The sequence below is a fragment of the Arthrobacter sp. NPDC093128 genome (assembly GCF_040683875.1).
Classification (GTDB): Bacteria; Actinomycetota; Actinomycetes; order Actinomycetales; family Micrococcaceae; genus Arthrobacter.
In genome coordinates this window covers 88,779-104,161 of record NZ_JBFBEY010000006.1, presented here as the reverse complement: position 1 = coordinate 104,161, position 15,383 = coordinate 88,779, and the positions used below count along the sequence as shown (strand labels likewise).

Annotated in this window: 12 protein-coding genes and 2 tRNA genes; 3 read left to right on the top strand and 11 right to left on the bottom strand. The window is 64.7% G+C overall.

All coding sequences use genetic code 11. The annotated features are described in order from the left end of the window. Window positions 1–25: 25 nt before the first annotated feature. Window positions 26–832, top strand: coding sequence for a transglutaminase family protein (locus AB0N24_RS09015; protein WP_364123009.1), 807 nt, complete (start codon window positions 26–28; stop codon window positions 830–832). Window positions 833–850: 18 nt separating this feature from the next. On the opposite strand, the gene AB0N24_RS09010 is transcribed toward AB0N24_RS09015, so the two are convergent. From AB0N24_RS09010 to bcp, 8 genes are all read right to left on the bottom strand, one after another. Then, on the bottom strand, window positions 851–1,312 hold the full coding sequence (locus AB0N24_RS09010) for a MarR family winged helix-turn-helix transcriptional regulator (RefSeq protein ID WP_364123007.1): 462 nt from the start codon (window positions 1,310–1,312) through the stop codon (window positions 851–853). Beyond that, a complete protein-coding gene (locus AB0N24_RS09005; protein WP_364123005.1) occupies window positions 1,312–2,436 on the bottom strand; it encodes an LLM class flavin-dependent oxidoreductase in 1,125 nt (374 codons plus the stop codon). Before AB0N24_RS09005 ends, AB0N24_RS09010 begins: the two co-directional genes overlap by 1 nt. A gap of 213 nt (window positions 2,437–2,649) precedes the next feature. Further along, entirely contained in the window at window positions 2,650–5,862 is a 3,213-nt protein-coding gene (locus AB0N24_RS09000; RefSeq protein ID WP_364123003.1) for an efflux RND transporter permease subunit, read from the bottom strand. 69 nt (window positions 5,863–5,931) lie between these two features. Then, window positions 5,932–7,437, bottom strand: a complete 1,506-nt coding sequence (locus AB0N24_RS08995) for a malate:quinone oxidoreductase (RefSeq protein WP_364123001.1) — start codon at window positions 7,435–7,437, stop codon at window positions 5,932–5,934. A 79-nt stretch (window positions 7,438–7,516) separates the two neighbouring features. Then, window positions 7,517–9,193, bottom strand: coding sequence for an ABC transporter substrate-binding protein (locus AB0N24_RS08990; protein WP_364122999.1), 1,677 nt, complete (start codon window positions 9,191–9,193; stop codon window positions 7,517–7,519). A 223-nt stretch (window positions 9,194–9,416) separates the two neighbouring features. After that, window positions 9,417–10,091: a fasciclin domain-containing protein gene (locus AB0N24_RS08985; RefSeq protein WP_364122997.1), complete on the bottom strand. Its 675-nt coding sequence runs from the start codon at window positions 10,089–10,091 to the stop codon at window positions 9,417–9,419. Window positions 10,092–10,339: 248 nt separating this feature from the next. Beyond that, window positions 10,340–10,421 (bottom strand) — tRNA-Leu (locus tag AB0N24_RS08980). Window positions 10,422–10,566: 145 nt separating this feature from the next. Continuing rightward, window positions 10,567–11,037: a thioredoxin-dependent thiol peroxidase gene (bcp, locus tag AB0N24_RS08975; RefSeq protein ID WP_364122995.1), complete on the bottom strand. Its 471-nt coding sequence runs from the start codon at window positions 11,035–11,037 to the stop codon at window positions 10,567–10,569. A gap of 96 nt (window positions 11,038–11,133) precedes the next feature. Between bcp and AB0N24_RS08970 the strand changes: the two genes are divergently transcribed. Continuing rightward, window positions 11,134–11,616, top strand: a complete 483-nt coding sequence (locus AB0N24_RS08970) for a MarR family transcriptional regulator (RefSeq protein WP_364123222.1) — start codon at window positions 11,134–11,136, stop codon at window positions 11,614–11,616. A 127-nt stretch (window positions 11,617–11,743) separates the two neighbouring features. On the opposite strand, the gene AB0N24_RS08965 is transcribed toward AB0N24_RS08970, so the two are convergent. The 3 genes from AB0N24_RS08965 to AB0N24_RS08955 all read right to left on the bottom strand — a co-directional run bounded on the left by AB0N24_RS08965 (window position 11,744) and on the right by AB0N24_RS08955 (window position 14,222). After that, window positions 11,744–11,819 (bottom strand) — tRNA-Lys (locus AB0N24_RS08965). A gap of 106 nt (window positions 11,820–11,925) precedes the next feature. Further along, complete coding sequence (locus AB0N24_RS08960; RefSeq protein ID WP_364122993.1) at window positions 11,926–13,062, bottom strand: PQQ-dependent sugar dehydrogenase; 1,137 nt, start codon at window positions 13,060–13,062, stop codon at window positions 11,926–11,928. Between the two features lie 29 nt (window positions 13,063–13,091). Continuing rightward, window positions 13,092–14,222 (bottom strand): hypothetical protein, encoded by a 1,131-nt coding sequence (locus AB0N24_RS08955; RefSeq protein WP_364122991.1) that lies wholly within the window; start codon window positions 14,220–14,222, stop codon window positions 13,092–13,094. A gap of 114 nt (window positions 14,223–14,336) precedes the next feature. On the opposite strand from AB0N24_RS08955, the gene AB0N24_RS08950 reads away from it, so the two are divergent. After that, entirely contained in the window at window positions 14,337–15,260 is a 924-nt protein-coding gene (locus AB0N24_RS08950; RefSeq protein ID WP_364122989.1) for a LysR family transcriptional regulator, read from the top strand. The last annotated feature ends 123 nt before the right edge of the window (window positions 15,261–15,383 follow it).

The following is a 15,383-nucleotide window of genomic DNA, read 5'->3' as shown; positions in this document are numbered from 1 at the left end:
CCGCTACCTCACACCCCGGAGATACATGGAACGCAGCGTAGCCGCCCGGCTCGTCTTCAAGACCGTAGCTGAAACCAAAGTCGCACTGGCGGTTTCCGTCGCCAGGAACCCGGGGTATTCGTCCCTCGTTGAAACACTTTCGGTGACGTCAGGGGCGGACCAGGTTCCCGTCACGGAACTGTCCGACCATCATGGCGGGCGCTTCCACTACATGGAGTTCGCTGAACCCACGGAGGTGACGGTGGAGTACACGGCCGCCGTCTCCGGACTGGCGGTTCCGGAAGAGCCGAACCGCATGGAGCTCATCCGCTACGTCCGGCCCAGCCGCTACGCGGAGTCCGACCGGCTGCTCCCCACGGCCTATGCGGAATTCGGCGGGGCCCAGGGGGAAGAGCTTCTCCATGCTGTGCGCAACTGGGTCTTTAGCGAGCTCCGCTATGTCAGCGGCTCCTCCCGCGGGACCGACGGTGCGGTGGAGACGCTCCTGCACCGCCGCGGCGTGTGCCGGGACTTTGCGCACCTGGCCATCGCCCTGCTGCGGTCCAAGGACGTCCCGGCAAGGCTCGTGGCCGTCTATGCACCCGGGCTTAGTCCGATGGATTTCCACGCAGTGGCCGAGGCCTACATCAACGGTGCCTGGTACGTCATCGACCCCACCGGCCTCGCCCCGCGGGAGAGCATGCTGAGGATCACCGCCGGCCGGGACTCCTCGGACACAGCCTTCCTGTCCACCGTGGGCGGAAGCCTGTCCCTGAGGGAGCTTCGTGTGACGGCAGTGGTGGACGGCAACTTGCCCGTGGAGGATCCCACGAAGCTTGTCGCCATCACCTGAGGCACTGGTCCGTACCTCCTATCGCCCTGTCACGGCGCCCCGCAGTTTTTCGGTGAGCCGCAGCAGCTCGCGCTGTTCGCTGGCGGTCAGCGCCGGAGTAATCAGGGCGGTGATGTCCCGCACGTGCTCCCGCCCGATCTGTTTTTGCAGGTCCCGGCCGGCGTCCGTCAGCTTCAGCAGGACACCCCGGCCGTCCTGGGGCGCCGGCATCCGCTCCACCAGTCCGCGCTTTTCCAGCCTCTCCACAAGCCTGCTGAGGCTGGACTGGCTGAGCAGCACGTTGTCGTTCAGTTCGTTCAGGCGCAGCCAGCCGGAGGGGCAGCGGGAGAGCGTGAACAGGACGTCGTATTCGTTGACCGCCAGTTCCTTGAAAGCAGGGCCGGACTGCAGCCTGCGCATCACCGCCACCTGGGCGCGGAACAGCGATTCCCAGGTCTCGGCGGCGAGCCGGACAGGCGACCCGCCTGGCTGGGCGGCCATCAGGCGTCCTGCACTGTCGGCTTGCTCAGGGTGTCTTCCTGTACCTGGGCAGCCATCCGCGCTGCCACCCTCCCTGCATGCGTGGGCGGTTCCGGTACATGGGCGGGCGTGAGGGCGGCGTACTCCTTGCGCAGCACGGGCAGGACTTCCTCGCCGAACAGGTCCAGTTGTTCCAGCACGGTCTTCAGCGGCAGGCCCGCGTGGTCAATCAGGAAGAGCTGGCGCTGGTAGTCCCCGAAGTACTCACGGAACGTGAGGGTCTTTTCGATGACCTCCTGCGGGCTGCCGACGGTCAGGGGTGTCTGCGACGTGAAGTCCTCCAATGAGGGGCCATGGCCGTAGACGGGCGCATTGTCGAAGTAGGGGCGGAACTCCTTCACGGCGTCCTGGGAGTTCTTGCGCATAAAGAACTGTCCGCCCAGTCCCACGATGGCCTGGTCGGCCTTGCCGTGGCCGTAGTGCTCGTAGCGTTCGCGGTAGAGGCTGATCAGCTGCTGGTAGTGCTCCTTGGGCCAGAAGATGTTGTTGGCGAAGAATCCGTCGCCGTAATACGCGGCCACTTCCGCAATCTGCGGAGTGCGGATGGAACCGTGCCACACGAAGGGGGCCACGCCGTCGAGCGGGCGCGGAGTGGAGGTGAAGTTCTGCAGCGGCGTGCGGTGCTTGCCGGACCAGTTCACCGTGTCTTCATCCCAGAGTTTGCGCAACAGGCTGTAGTTCTCGATGGCCAGCTCGATGCCGTCCTGGATGTTCTTGCCGAACCAGGGGTAGACCGGGGCCGTGTTGCCGCGCCCCATGACCAGGTCCACGCGGCCGTCGGCCAGGTGCTGCAGCATCGCAAAGTCTTCGGCGATCTTCACGGGGTCGTTGGTGGTGATCAGCGTGGTGGCAGTGGACAGGATGATGCGTTCCGTCTGCGCCGCGATGTAGGCCAGCGTGGTGGTGGGGGAGGAGGAGAAGAACGGCCGGTTGTGGTGCTCGCCGATGGCGTAGACGTCCATACCGATCTCTTCGACTTTTTTGGCGATGGCCACGGACGCCTTGATGCGCTCGTGTTCTGTGGGCGTGCGCCCCGTGGTGGGATCAGTGGTGATGTCACTGACACTGAATACGCCGATCTGCATGATGTGCCTTTCCGTTGTCCGAACTGTTCCGGGTCTTGTTCCAGTGTAACCGATTTACATGCATTTGCATCTATCGGTGAGTGTAACGTCCGGTACGCCAGGATATTCCCGCACGGTTAAAGCAGCAGTGCCCGTACCGCCGGGGCGGCACGGGCACTGCTTTTCATCGGGCACTGCTATTTTTCAGGCGGTGTCATGATTGAGCCGCTGATGCTACTCGGGCTCTCCGGCGGCAGCCCGGCGGCCGGAGACCTTGGGAACCGTCCCCGTTGTCCAGTCGACGAACTCTGCGTCGACGTCAACCGCCGGCCCGAAATCAGGACGTTCGTGCATCGCGCGGAGCAGGGCCTTCCTCTCCCGGCGCCCCTCCACCAGCCGGTACAGCACCGGTACCAGGACCAGCGTGAGTGCGGTTGAGGAGATCAGGCCGCCGATCACCACGATCGCCAGCGGCTGGGAGATGAAGCCGCCGCCGCCGGTCAGTCCCAGCGCCATGGGCGTCAGTGCGAAGACGGTGGCCAGGGCGGTCATCAGGATGGGACGGAGGCGCTGCCGTGCGCCGTGCGTGATGGCGTCGGCCACGTTCATCCCCGGCTGGCCGGTCCGCGGCTGCCGGTACTGGTTGATGAGGTCGATCAGGACGATTGCGTTGGTCACCACAATGCCCACCAGCATCAGCATGCCGATCAATGACGGCAGGCCGAGCGGCACCCTGGTTACCAGGAGCAGCGCGATTGCCCCGGTGGCCGCGAATGGCACGGACACCAGGAGGATCAACGGCTGGATGAGCGACTTGAAGGCTGCCACCATGATCACGTACACAATGGCGATGGCGGCAAGCAGGGCCAGGCCCAGCTGCTGGAATGACTCTGTCTGCTGGGTGGTGGCCCCGCCGATCTCTGCCGTGACTCCCGCGGGAAGCCCAACGCCCTTGAGCCGGTTCTGCACCTCTGCGCTGACTTCGCCGAGGTTGGCGCCCGACGGCGTGACTGAGACGCGGGCGGTGCGCTGGCCGTTGCTGGCAGTAATGGAAACCGGGATGTCCACTTGCTCCACGGAGGCAATGCTTCCCAGCGTCACGGCTCCGCCGGACGTGGGCAGCGGAATGTTCCGCACGGCGCTGACGCTCGTGAAGCGGGTGCCCTCGCCGATCTGCACCGGGAAGTCATTGGTGTCGATCCGTACGGTACCGGCTGGAATCGGGCTGATAGTGGAAGCCAGGACGCCCGCCACCTGTTCCTCGTTCAGGCCGGCGGCGACTGCCTTGGCTCGGTCCACCTTGACCTGCACCACGGGTTGGCTGGCTGCCAGGTTGGTGGCAACCTCCGTGCTGCCGGGAACGCCCTCCATCGCCTTGACCATGGCATCGCTCGCAGCGCGGAGGTCCGCGGAGTTGGCGGCCTTGAGCGTGATGTCCACGGTGGACGTGGTGCCGAACCCGCCCTGCTGGGAGCCGACGGAGATCTTGCCCGCGTCGCTGAGCTTGGCCAGTTCGGTGCGGACGGTCTCCTGGAGCCGGGCCTGGTTGGCTTTCTCCTCGGTAACAACGGTGAACGAGGAGTTCGAGGCACCGCTGGAGGTCAGCGCGGTGAAGCCGGTCTGTGCGTTGCCCGAGGTGACCTGGACGTCCCTGATACCGTCGATGCTCCGCAGCACCTCTTCGACCTTCACGGCGGCCGCACTGGTGTCCGTCAGGCTGGTTCCGGCCGGCAGGACCTGGCGGACCGTCATGCTGTTCTCACCGGACCTGCCCAGCAGGTCGGTGGCAAGCAGCGGCGTCATGGCAGCCGTTCCGCCGAGGACCAGGACCGCCGCGATGAGGGTCACCACAGGATGCTTCTGCGTCTTGTTGAGGAGCGGCAGGTAGCCGCGCTGCAGCCGGCTGCGCTGCTCTGCCTCATGCGCCTTGGCGGCGGCTTCCCGGGCGGCCCCGGCGGAGAGTGCGGCGCCGGCGGCGGGTGTCTTGAGGAACCAGTAGGCCAGAACGGGAACGATGGTGAGCGACACCAGCAGTGAGGAAAGCAGCGCGATGGTCACCGTCAGGGCGAAGGGTCGGAACAGCTCGCCGGCCAGCTCCCCGACGAAGGCGATGGGAAGGAAGACCGCCACGGTGGTCAGGGTGGATGCCGTGATGGCGCCGGCCACTTCACGGATGGAGGTGAGGATGGCCTCCAGTTTGGCCTCGCCGTAGCTGAGGTGGCGCTTGATGTTCTCGATCACCACAATCGAGTCGTCCACCACCCGTCCGATCGCTATGGTGAGGGCCCCGAGGGTCAGGATGTTCAGGGAGTATCCGGTCGCGGACAGTCCGATGAACGTGATGAGCAGGGACAGCGGTATGGAGACGGCCGTGACCAGCGTGGACCGCACGGACATCAGGAACACCAGGATCACTGCCACAGCAAACCCGAGGCCCAGCAGGCCTTCGGTGGTCAGGTCCTTGATGGACTTCTCGATGAACGGGGCCTGGTCGAACACCGGGGTGAACTTGGCGTTGGATCCAAGCTCCGCTTCGAGCTGGCCGATGGAATCCTTCACCGCGTGCGAGATGGCCACGGTGTCGCCTTCGGGCTTTTTCGTCACGGACAAGGCAAGCGTTTCCTTGCCGTTGGTCCGCGTAATCGACGTCCGGACGTCGTCCTTGATGCTGACATCGGCCACGCTGCCGATGGTGGCGGCGTCCTTGGCGCCGCCGAGCGGCAGGGCCTTGACGGCGTCCAGGGAGTCCACCGGGCTGCCGATCTGCAACGAAAGCGTCTTGCCCTGTTCCTCGATGGTGCCCGCCGGAATCAGGGCCCCGTTGTTCTTCAGCGCATTGCTGATGGACTGGACGGTGGCACCCTTGGCGGCCATGGCCTCAGGGCGGGGAAGGATCTGGATGTGCTGGGTGGCGCCGCCGGTGACGTCGGCGCCCCTGACGCCGTCGAGCTTCTGGAGGCGGGGGACGCTGAGGCGCTGGAGGTCGGCGTTCAGCTCACTGAGCGGCTTGTCGGACGAGACCGCCAGGAACACGATCGGGAAATCGCTGATGCTGCCGGCGATGGCCTGCGGCTGGACATCATCCGGCAGCGCGCGCTTGGCGTTGGAGACGGCCCGGTCGATCTGGTTCCGTGCACGGTCCAGGTTTGTCCCGTATGTGAACACCATGGTGATTTGCGAGACGCCCGTGCGGGAGGTGGACGACGTCGACTCCAGCCCCTCGACACCGTTCAGTGCGGTTTCGAGGGGCCCGCTCACCTGTTTGTCCACGACTTCCGGAGACGCCCCGGGCATGGACGAGATGACCGTGATCTGCGGAAACTCGATGGAAGGGATGAGTTCCTGCTTCAGCGAGGACATGGTGATCACGCCGAACACCGACGCGAAGACGGTGATCAGCGCGATCAGGGCCCTGTTTGCCAGCGAAAGTTTTGCCAGCCGGTACATCTCATCGTCTCCTGGTGGGTTATCGGACTTGTGGTTGGGGGTGAAACCTGCCGTAACCCGAACAGGGCGTCAGCTGGAAGGCGCGTCCACGGCCTCCAGCTGGAGGGTCTTGGCAGTTTCTGCCTCCAGCTTTGCGGCCAGCTCCGGGTTGTCGTTGAGCTTGACGCCGTAGCCGGGCATCATCTCCTTGAGCTTCGACTGCCAGCTCCGGAAGTTCTTCGGGAAGGACTTCTGGAGCAGTTCGATCATGATGGGAACAGCGGTTGACGCTCCCGGGGACGCCCCCAGCAACGCGCCGATGGAACCGTCGCGGGCCGCGATCACTTCAGTGCCGAACTGCAGGACACCACCCTTCTTCGGATCCTTCTTGATGATCTGAACACGCTGACCGGCGGTGATGAGTTCCCAGTCGCCGTCTTTTGCTTCCGGGTAGTACTCGCGAAGGGCCTCCACCTTGTCGCCGTGGCGCTTGGCGACTTCCTTGACCAGGTAGGCAGTCAGGTCCATGTTGTCCTTGGCCACAGCCAGCATCGGGATGATGTTGCTGGGGCGGATGGACAGCGGCAGGTCCAGGTACGATCCGTTTTTCAGGAAGTTGGTGGAGAAGCCTGCGTACGGTCCGAACAGCAGGGAGCGCTTGCCGTTGACGTAGCGGGTGTCGAGGTGCGGGACGGACATGGGCGGGGCTCCGACGGATGCCTGGCCGTAGACCTTGGCGCTGTGCTGGCCGGAGAGTGCCTCATCGGTGCAGCGGAAGAACTGGCCGGAGACCGGGAAGCCGCCGTAGCCCTTGCTCTCCGGAATTCCGGAAGCCTGCAGCAGGTGGAGGGCGCCGCCGCCGGCGCCGACGAATACGAACTTCGCGCGGATGTTGCCGTGCTCGCCGGACTTCTTGTGCTTGAGCGTGAGGTCCCATCCTCCGCCCGGGGCGCGGCGGATGCCGTTGACGTCGTGGCCGTAGTTGATCTCGACGCCGTTGTTGCCCAGGTAGGTGGTCAGCTCGCGGGTCAGTGCGCCGAAGTCGACGTCGGTTCCCTCGGCTGCGCGGGTAGCGGCGATGCGCTGCCTGGCGTCGCGGCCCTTGACGATCAGGGGCGCCCACTTGGAAATCTGGGCGTGGTCTTCGGAGTACTCCATGGAACGGAAGAGGGTGTTCGGCTTCAGTGCCTCATACCGGGTCTTCAGGAAGTCCACGTTGGCGTCTCCGATCACGAAGCTCATGTGCGGGACCGTGTTGATGAAGCCCTTGGGGGACCCGATGAGGGAGTTGCTGACCAGGTGGGACCAGAACTGGCGGGACAGCTGGAACTGCTCGTTGATGTGCAGCGCCTTGGAGGGGTCAACCGAGCCGTCTTTGGCTGCGGGAGAGTAATTAAGCTCACACAGGGCGGCGTGGCCGGTTCCTGCGTTGTTCCACGGGCCTGAGCTTTCCAGGCCGGCTTCGTCGAGCCGCTCGAACAGCGAGACGGTCCAGTTCGGTTCGAGCTGCTTGATGAACGCACCCAGCGTGGCGCTCATAATGCCGCCGCCAATCAGGACGACGTCGGCATGTTGGGTCTTGGAAATGAAAGTCACAATGAGTCTCCGATAGCAGCGGCTCTGGCTGTCACAGAATATCCCCGAGCACCCCACTAACTGAAATTGGTTCAGTCCGTCAAGGTTTCAGCTCGACCTTTGTGAAAACTTCGTTTAATACCGGGGACGCGGGGTACTTCAGCACCCGGTCGGACAGCGCCAGGGCCGATATGGGGAAGGCGATGGGGACGGCCGGGACAGACTGGGCAATCTGGGCGTTGATCGTGCGGTACTGCTCCGTCCGATCCTCGCCCTCCGGCAGGCCCCGGGCCCGGGCGATCTTGGAAAAGACCTGCGGATCCTGGTAGCCGAATTCGCCGGTCTTCTCGCCGAACAGGGGGCCGACGAAGTTGTCCGGGTCGGCGTACGAGCCGTTCCAGCCGAGCAGGTGCAGGGCATGGTCACCCGGTGACTGCACTTTTTGCAGGTACCCGTCCGACCACTCCACCGGAACGGGCTTCACGTTCAGGCCCACTGCGGTGAGTTGCCTGCTGAGCTCGGCGTAGACCTTTTCGGGTGTGGGGAGGTACGGCCTTGTCACATTAAGGGGGTAGTAGAACTTGAGTTCCTCGCCCTTGTACCCGGCTTCCTCCAACAGCGCTTTGGCCTTGGCCGGATCGTAGCCCAGGGACGGAGCGTTGTTGTTGAACCCGCTGAGTTTGGGCGGGACGAACTGGGTTGCCTGCGTTGTGTTGTCGATGAAGAACCTGCGGATCAGTGTTTCCTTGTCCACTGCCATTTCGATGGCCTGCCGCACTTTGAGGTTCTGCAGGATGGGCACTTCCTGGTTCATGCCGAGATACATTACGGAGAAGGGGTCGCGCTGGATGATCTGTTTTCCGCGCTTGACCAGCTGATCGAAGTTCCCCACAGTGACGGTGTCGTAGGCGTCGATCTTCCCGTCGAGGAGGGCCTGCAGCCTCGACTGGGGCTGGTCGTAGGTGACGAAGTTGATAGTGCCGATCTGGCCCTTGTCGCCCCAATATTCCTTGTTGCTGACCAGCTTGACGCTCGAGTCTTCCCACGCCGCGAAACTGTAGGGACCCGTGCCCACGGGATGCAGTGCATAGTTCGAGACCGGCTGGCCGTCGCGGGTCTGGCTGAGGGTGTCGGCCTTCTGCTCCGCCATGGCCTTCGGGGACGACATGGCGAAGGCCGGCAGCGTCAGCGCCTGGAGGAAACCGGTGAAGGGCTGCGTGAGGTCGATCCGGACATTCCCGGCGGAGAGAGCGGTGCAGCCCTTGTAAATTGACAGAGAGGCCTGGTCGGCGTGGGCCTTGAAGACACCCTTGAAAGACGTGCCGGGGGCCTGCTTCCGCAGGCTTTCCGGGAAATTGAACCAGCGGTTGAAGTTGGTGCAGACCGACGCGGCATCGAACGGTGACCCGTCCTGGAAGGTGACGCCCTCACGGAGCTTGAACGTGTATGTGCTGCCCTCGTTGGATTCTGCCCACTCGGTCGCGAGCAGGGGAGTGGGCAGGCCGGTAGTCTGGTCCACCCCGACCAGGCCTTCGAGGACCTGGCGGGTGATCCGGTAGGACTCCGTGTCGGATGCCAGCGCCGGATCGAGTCCCAGCGGCTGGGCCGCGGTGCCGAACGTAAACGTCGCCGTGGGCGAGGTGGGGGCCGAGCTGGTCGGAACCGCAGAGGACGACACCGGCGCGGGAGCGGGCACTCCCGTGCACGAGGCAAGCAGCAGTGACAGGACACCTGCACCGATACTGACTGCAATGCGGCGCGATTTACTGCTGGGCACTCGATTATCACCTCTGGACGGCCGGAAGGCCTCTGGACGGCTGGGAGGTCCGCGGGCCGGGACCGTTCCCCAGTCTAATTGACCGATCCTGGACGCTGGCCGGGTCCGGGACGCGCCGTCCCGGGCACAACGAAGGTCCGCACCATCGGTGCGGACCTTCGGTTTCTCCAGGGTCGGCCCAGGGAGTTAGGCTGGAGCCGGATCAGGAGCGTTTGCGGGTTGCCTACTTCGGCATCAGGACGGAGTCCACCAGGTAGACCGTGGCGTTGGCGGTCTTGACGCCGCCGCAGATGACGCTGGCGTCATCGACCTTCAGCGCATCCTTGGTGCCGGTCACGGTGACGGAACCGCCCTGGACAGTCTTGTGGGTGCCCACAATCTTGTCGGGGGTGATCTGGCCGGGAACCACGTGGTAGGTCAGGATCTTGCTCAGCAGCGCGTCGTCGGTCTTGAGGGTTTCGATGGTGGCGGGGTCGATCTTGGCGAACGCGTCATCCACCGGGGCGAAGACCGTGAATTCGCTGCCATTGAGCGTATCCACCAGGTCAACCTTCGGGTTGAGCTTGCCGGACACTGCTGCCGTCAGGGTCTTAAGCAGCGGGTTGTTGGAAGCTGCAACCGCGACCGGGTCGAGGGCCATACCGGCCACCGAGCCTGCGCCGTCCGGAACCTGCTCTGCGTAGCCTGCACAGCCGGGACCCACCAGGTTGGCGGCCGGGTCCATGGCGACCGAGGAGCTGGCCGACGGGGACGGTGCCATGCTCGAAGCGGAGGGCGTGGCAGCCGGTGCCGACGAGCTGTTTGCCGTCGTGGCGGAGCCTCCGCAGGCGGTCAGGCTGAGCAGAGCGGCAGCTGCAACGCCTGCAACGGTGAAGGTAGTGCGCTTGAATGACTGCATTTCGATTCTCCTTGTTAGTGCCGATCATTGCCTGCGGCGAACGACTCTTTCGATCACTGCACTGGCTCAATTCCGACTGTGGGCACCGACCCTAGGTTGGTGTCTCAATGGGTATTCGGCAGTTCGGCGGCACCGGATGGGTGGACCTGGAGAATTCTTTTCCTGCGGACTTTTCAGGCACGGGGCATTGGCGTTAAACGACGGAATCCCGGACCGTGAGGTCCGGGATTCCGGTGTTCCTACTGCTGTGCGCAAGGGGGGACTTGAACCCCCACGCCCGAAGGCACAGGAACCTAAATCCTGCGTGTCTGCCAATTTCACCACTCGCGCGCGGCGCCGTCGTACTTAATCCTGACGCTGTTCCTGCGAATGCGAAAGGACGTACGACGGCGGATGCCAGGCTCCAGTGTACCTGCCGGCCGGGCCTTTCGCTCGGTGGCCGAAGACGCGGTTCCTACCCGCGAGGGCAGGAAACTTAGGCCAGGCCGAGGTCCCGGCGGAGCTTGGCTACGTGGCCGGTGGCCCGCACGTTGTACTGTGCCACCGCCACGTTGCCGTCCGGATCCACCACAATCGTGGACCGGATGAGGCCCTCGTAGGTCCGTCCGTAGTTCTTCTTTTCCCCCCAGGCCGCGTAGGCCTCAGCCACGGAGTGGTCCTCGTCGGACAGAAGCGGGAAGGTTAGCCCTTCCGCCTCGGCGAACTTGGCGAGCTTCGCAACCGGATCGGGAGACACGCCCAGGACGTCATAGCCTTCCCGTTGCAGGGAGGCGAGTGTGTCGCGGAAGTCGCACGCTTCCTTGGTGCAGCCGGGCGTGGACGCTGCCGGGTAGAAGTACACAATGGTGTTCCGGCCGCGGTAGCTCTTCAGGCTGACATCGTTCCCTGCGGAATCCTTCAGCGTAAAGTCCGGTGCCGGAGTGCCGGGAATGAGTCGTTCAACCAAGATGTTCTCCTCTGGAATGTTGTGGACATCCAAGCTTAGTGAGTGGGGGAGCGGGCGACGAATCCCACGCTGGCTATACTAAGTGGTATGCCTGATATGGATCGCTGGCCCACAGGGCGCCTCTTGTCCACGGCGGCACGCCTCGTCGAACATTCCTGGAATGAGAAGCTGGGAGCCATCGGGCTTACCCATGCCGGGGTCATCGCCATGGAGGTTCTCGCCTTCAACGGACCCATGACCCAGGCACAGCTTGCCCAGTTGGTCCGCGTCCAGGCCCAGACTATGGGGAAAACCCTCAGCCGGCTTGAGTCGCATGGACACATCCGCCGGGAGCGCAGCACGTCTGACCGCCGAAGCCATGTGGTGTCCCTCACCGAACGGGGGGTTGAGGCCGTGGCTGCGGCAGCGGACATGGAACGAACCGTATTGGCTGCTGCTTCGATCGACCCCGACGTGCTGCGGCAGGAGCTCCAGGCCGTAGTGACCGTCCTGGCCAGCCGCTTTGCCTCGCCGGAGACCAAATCCATCGTGGCCAACGCCGAATCCGGGCTCACCGTGGATGCCAACAGCGCCAACTGAAAAGCCCGGTAGCCGACAGGGCCGGTGATCGGTGCTGGCTGGCGGGGCTGTAAAGCAGGGCCGGGGTTTTCGCTGCAAAACGAAACCCCGCCTTCATGGCTTGTGGCCAGTGAAGACGGGGTTTCTGTGGTGCACCCCCCGGGACTCGAACCCGGAACCCATTGATTAAGAGTCAATTGCTCTGCCAGTTGAGCTAGAGGTGCAGCTGTTGTTTTGGCTGTTCCCGCGGGCTTTTGTTTCCCGCGTTCATCTCCGCAACGACATGAAACTCTACACGAGATTTAGCGCCGTGTGAAATCGGCGCCCGCTTCAGCTCCCCGGCCGGGCGGGAGGGGCCAAAATCAGCGCGGAATCAGGGTTTTCGTTGTTGGTAAGCATCCACAAGGTGCCGTCCGGGGCGAGCGAAACGTCCCGAATGCGCCCGTATCGGTTTGTGAAATGGCTCACAGGATTGCCCGCATTTTCGCCTTCGAGGGGGACTGCCCACAGCCGCTGGCCCCTGAGCGCGCCGAGATAAGCCGTGGAGCCCACAATCTCGAGCCCGCTCGGGGATGATTCCGCGGTGGACGGCCAGACCACCTTGGCATCGATGAAGCCTGGCCTGCCCGGCGCCCCTGTGACCTCCGGCCAGCCGTAGTTGCCGCCCGGCTGGATCAGGTTCAGCTCGTCATCCACGTTCGGGCCGAATTCACTGGACCACAGCCGGCCGGAGTCATCCCAGTCCAGGCCCTGGACGTTCCGGTGTCCAAGGCTGTAGACGGGGTTGTCTCCAAACGGGTTCCCGGGGGCGGGACGGCCTTCCGCGGTAATCCTGAGGATTTTGCCGCCCAGCGCGTTCGGATCCTGCGGTTGGTCGCGGCGTTGTGAATCACCGGTTCCCACGTACAGATTTCCGTCCGGTCCAAAACGGATTCGGCCGCCGTTGTGGGTTGAGGCCTTGGGGATGCCGGCGAAGATGACCTCCGGCTGTCCAAGCTTCAACGGGCTTCCGGGTTCGGCTTCCGTCAGCGTGAGACGGGCAATCCTGTTGTCCGCACCGGAGGTGAAATAGGCGAACAGCGACATGTCGGATTCGTAGTCGGGTGACACTGCCAACCCCAGGAGGCCGCCTTCTCCGCCGGGAACAACTCCGGGGACGCTGCCAAGCACCGTTGTCTTCCCGTCCTTGACCGATTTGAGTTCGCCGCTGTCACGTTCCGAGATGACGGCGGTGCCATCCGGCAGGAACACCGTGGACCAGGGCAGCTGCAGCCCTTCAACGGTCCGCAGCACCTGGGGTTCCTGGGCGGCCGGCTTGCTACCCGTGACTGAACCGGCGTTGCCTGTGGGAATGCCGCTGCCGCCGCCGGTGCAGGCGGCCAGGGTGAGCGACGAGAATAGCGCGGTGGAGGCATAAAAAAGGCGGAGCGCACGCCTGGATGTGCACCCCGCCCTCTCCGGGTTCATTGTGTACCCCGCCTCGTGGACGGCCGGGCCTAGTGCCGGCTCCGACGCGGAGCCCGGAACCCTGCTGCTTCCGCGTGGGCGGCCGACTCGAACCAGACCTCTGCGGTGGTCTCCTCGTAGTCCGGGCTGGTCTCATCGTGGTAGATCATCGACTGCGCATTGCCTTTGACCGCATAGCCCTCCGGTCCGCTGCCGTCCGGGCCCGGAGCTGCGGATCCGTCACCGTAAGGCTTGTCGGCTGCAAGGTGTCCGGTGGGCTCAGCCGTGTGGCTTGCGGCCGCTTCGGTGGCCGCTGATGACGCCGCCGCCTGCAGTGTTTCAGCATCTCCCCCGGAGGGGACGCCTGTGTCGGTCCCGGCGGCCGGTGCGGCTCCGCCGGCGGGTGACGGTTCCGCTCCGCCGGCGGGTGACGGTTCCGCTCCGCCTTCAGCGGCCGCGACATCCTCCGTCACGGCGTCCTCGGCCGCGGCGGATTCGGCGCCGGGAAGGGTGGGGGCGTGGGGTTCCGTGTACTCAGGGTGATGGACGGGTGCCTGTTTGCCTCCGTCGGCGGACGGAGTTTCCCGTGCCGCAGGTTCTTTGGCTGCTGTCTCCTTGGGGTGCGTTTCGACGGCATGCGGAGTGCTGGCCGCCTCGGACCACTGCGCTTCCCATTCGGCCTTGCCGGCCCCAGCGGCTCGGTCCGGCGCTGGGGCAGCATTCTGTGTCGCCGTGCTGGCTGTCCCTGCCGCAGGCGCATCCGCTGATGAGTCCTCGTCCCAGTCATCCACGTCTCCGCCGGCGCTCGCCGGAGCCGGGCTCATTGGACCGGCGCTCGCGGGAGGTGACGCCACCGGCGAGGACGGCTCGGCCGGTTCAGCCGCCGGGGTAGCTTGCGACGAAGGATGCGGAGTCGAAGATTCGGCAACCGGCGAGCCGAAGCCTGCGGCACTCGCCATTCCGGCAGTGGCGGCTGCCTCTGCCGACACGGCCGCGCCTCCGCCGGCCGGTGCGGCTCCCGCGGGCCTGCCTGAGCCGGCCTGCTTTGCCTGTGGAGCGGACACACCGGAATCGGAGGACGTCGATGTTCCGGTGGTATTCCCTGAACTGTTGCGGTTCAGGAGCCACCAGACGACCCCGACGATGACTACGATGACGATGACCCAAATAATCCAGTCCATAGCAGAGCCCTTCTGTCCACAAGGCAAGGTTGCCGTTGCTTGACGTTACGTCGGTGTGATTACGGCTGTAAAGGCTTACATGGGGGAATCGGGGACGTCCTGTAGCCTCGCCTCATGGATTTGAAACGGCTCCGGATTCTCCGCGAACTTTCGGACCGGGGCACCGTGGGCGCCACTGCCGAAGCAATGGAGGTGACGCCCTCCGCGGTCTCCCAACAGCTCAAGACACTCCAGGACGAACTGGGTGTTGTCCTGGTTGAAAAGTCCGGCAGGGGAGTGCGGCTCACAGAGGCGGGCCGAGCCATGGCGGCGGCCGCGGCGGACGTTTCCACGGCCATGGCCCGCGCTGAAGCCACCATCGACACGTACCGGCAGGGCTGGCAGACGCACGTCAAGGCGGCCTTCTTTCCGAGCGCGGCTGAGATGTTCCTCCCCGGCCTCCTGCATCGCGTCAAGGGGGTGGAGGGCCTTCGGTTCGAGGCCTGCTTCGAGGACCCGGGCGTCGCAGGATTCACTGCCCTGGCCGCCGATTACGACATCGTGCTGGCCCATAGCGTGGATGGCCCCGATGTTTTCGCCCGGCAGGGGCTTGTGGTTGTTCCGCTGCTGAACGAGCCGCTGGACGTGGCCATGCCGGCCGGGCACGTCCTGGCGACAAAGCCATCGCTGACAGCCAGCGATGTGGTGGGATTTCCCTGGATGGGCGTGCCGGAGGGCTTTCCGTTCGACACTGTGCTTCGCCAGATCGAGGTGCAGGCGGGAGCTCCGGCATTGCGCGCGCAGCTGTTTCCCGACCTGCGGGTGTTGGAAGCGCTTGTGAGCGCCGGCCACGGCTTGAGCCTGCTGCCCCGGTACACGGCCCGGAGAAACCAGGAGCGCGGCTTTGTGCTGCGTCCCCTGCTGGGGGTAACTGCCCGCCGCAGCATCGTAGCGCTCGCGCGCCCGGATGTGGCGGCCCGCACCACCATCCAGCAGGTCCTGTCCATGCTCGAGTCCGAAGCCGCATCGATCAACACCGCAGGCCTGAGTGACGCGTGACACATCCAAAGCGGCGACGACCCCCGGGATCTCATTATTTGAGACGAGAGTCCACTATTTGATCGAAATATTCCCGGTTTTCGGCTTAACCCTCCTTCCGGGGTCGTTGGCGTCCCGATCGGA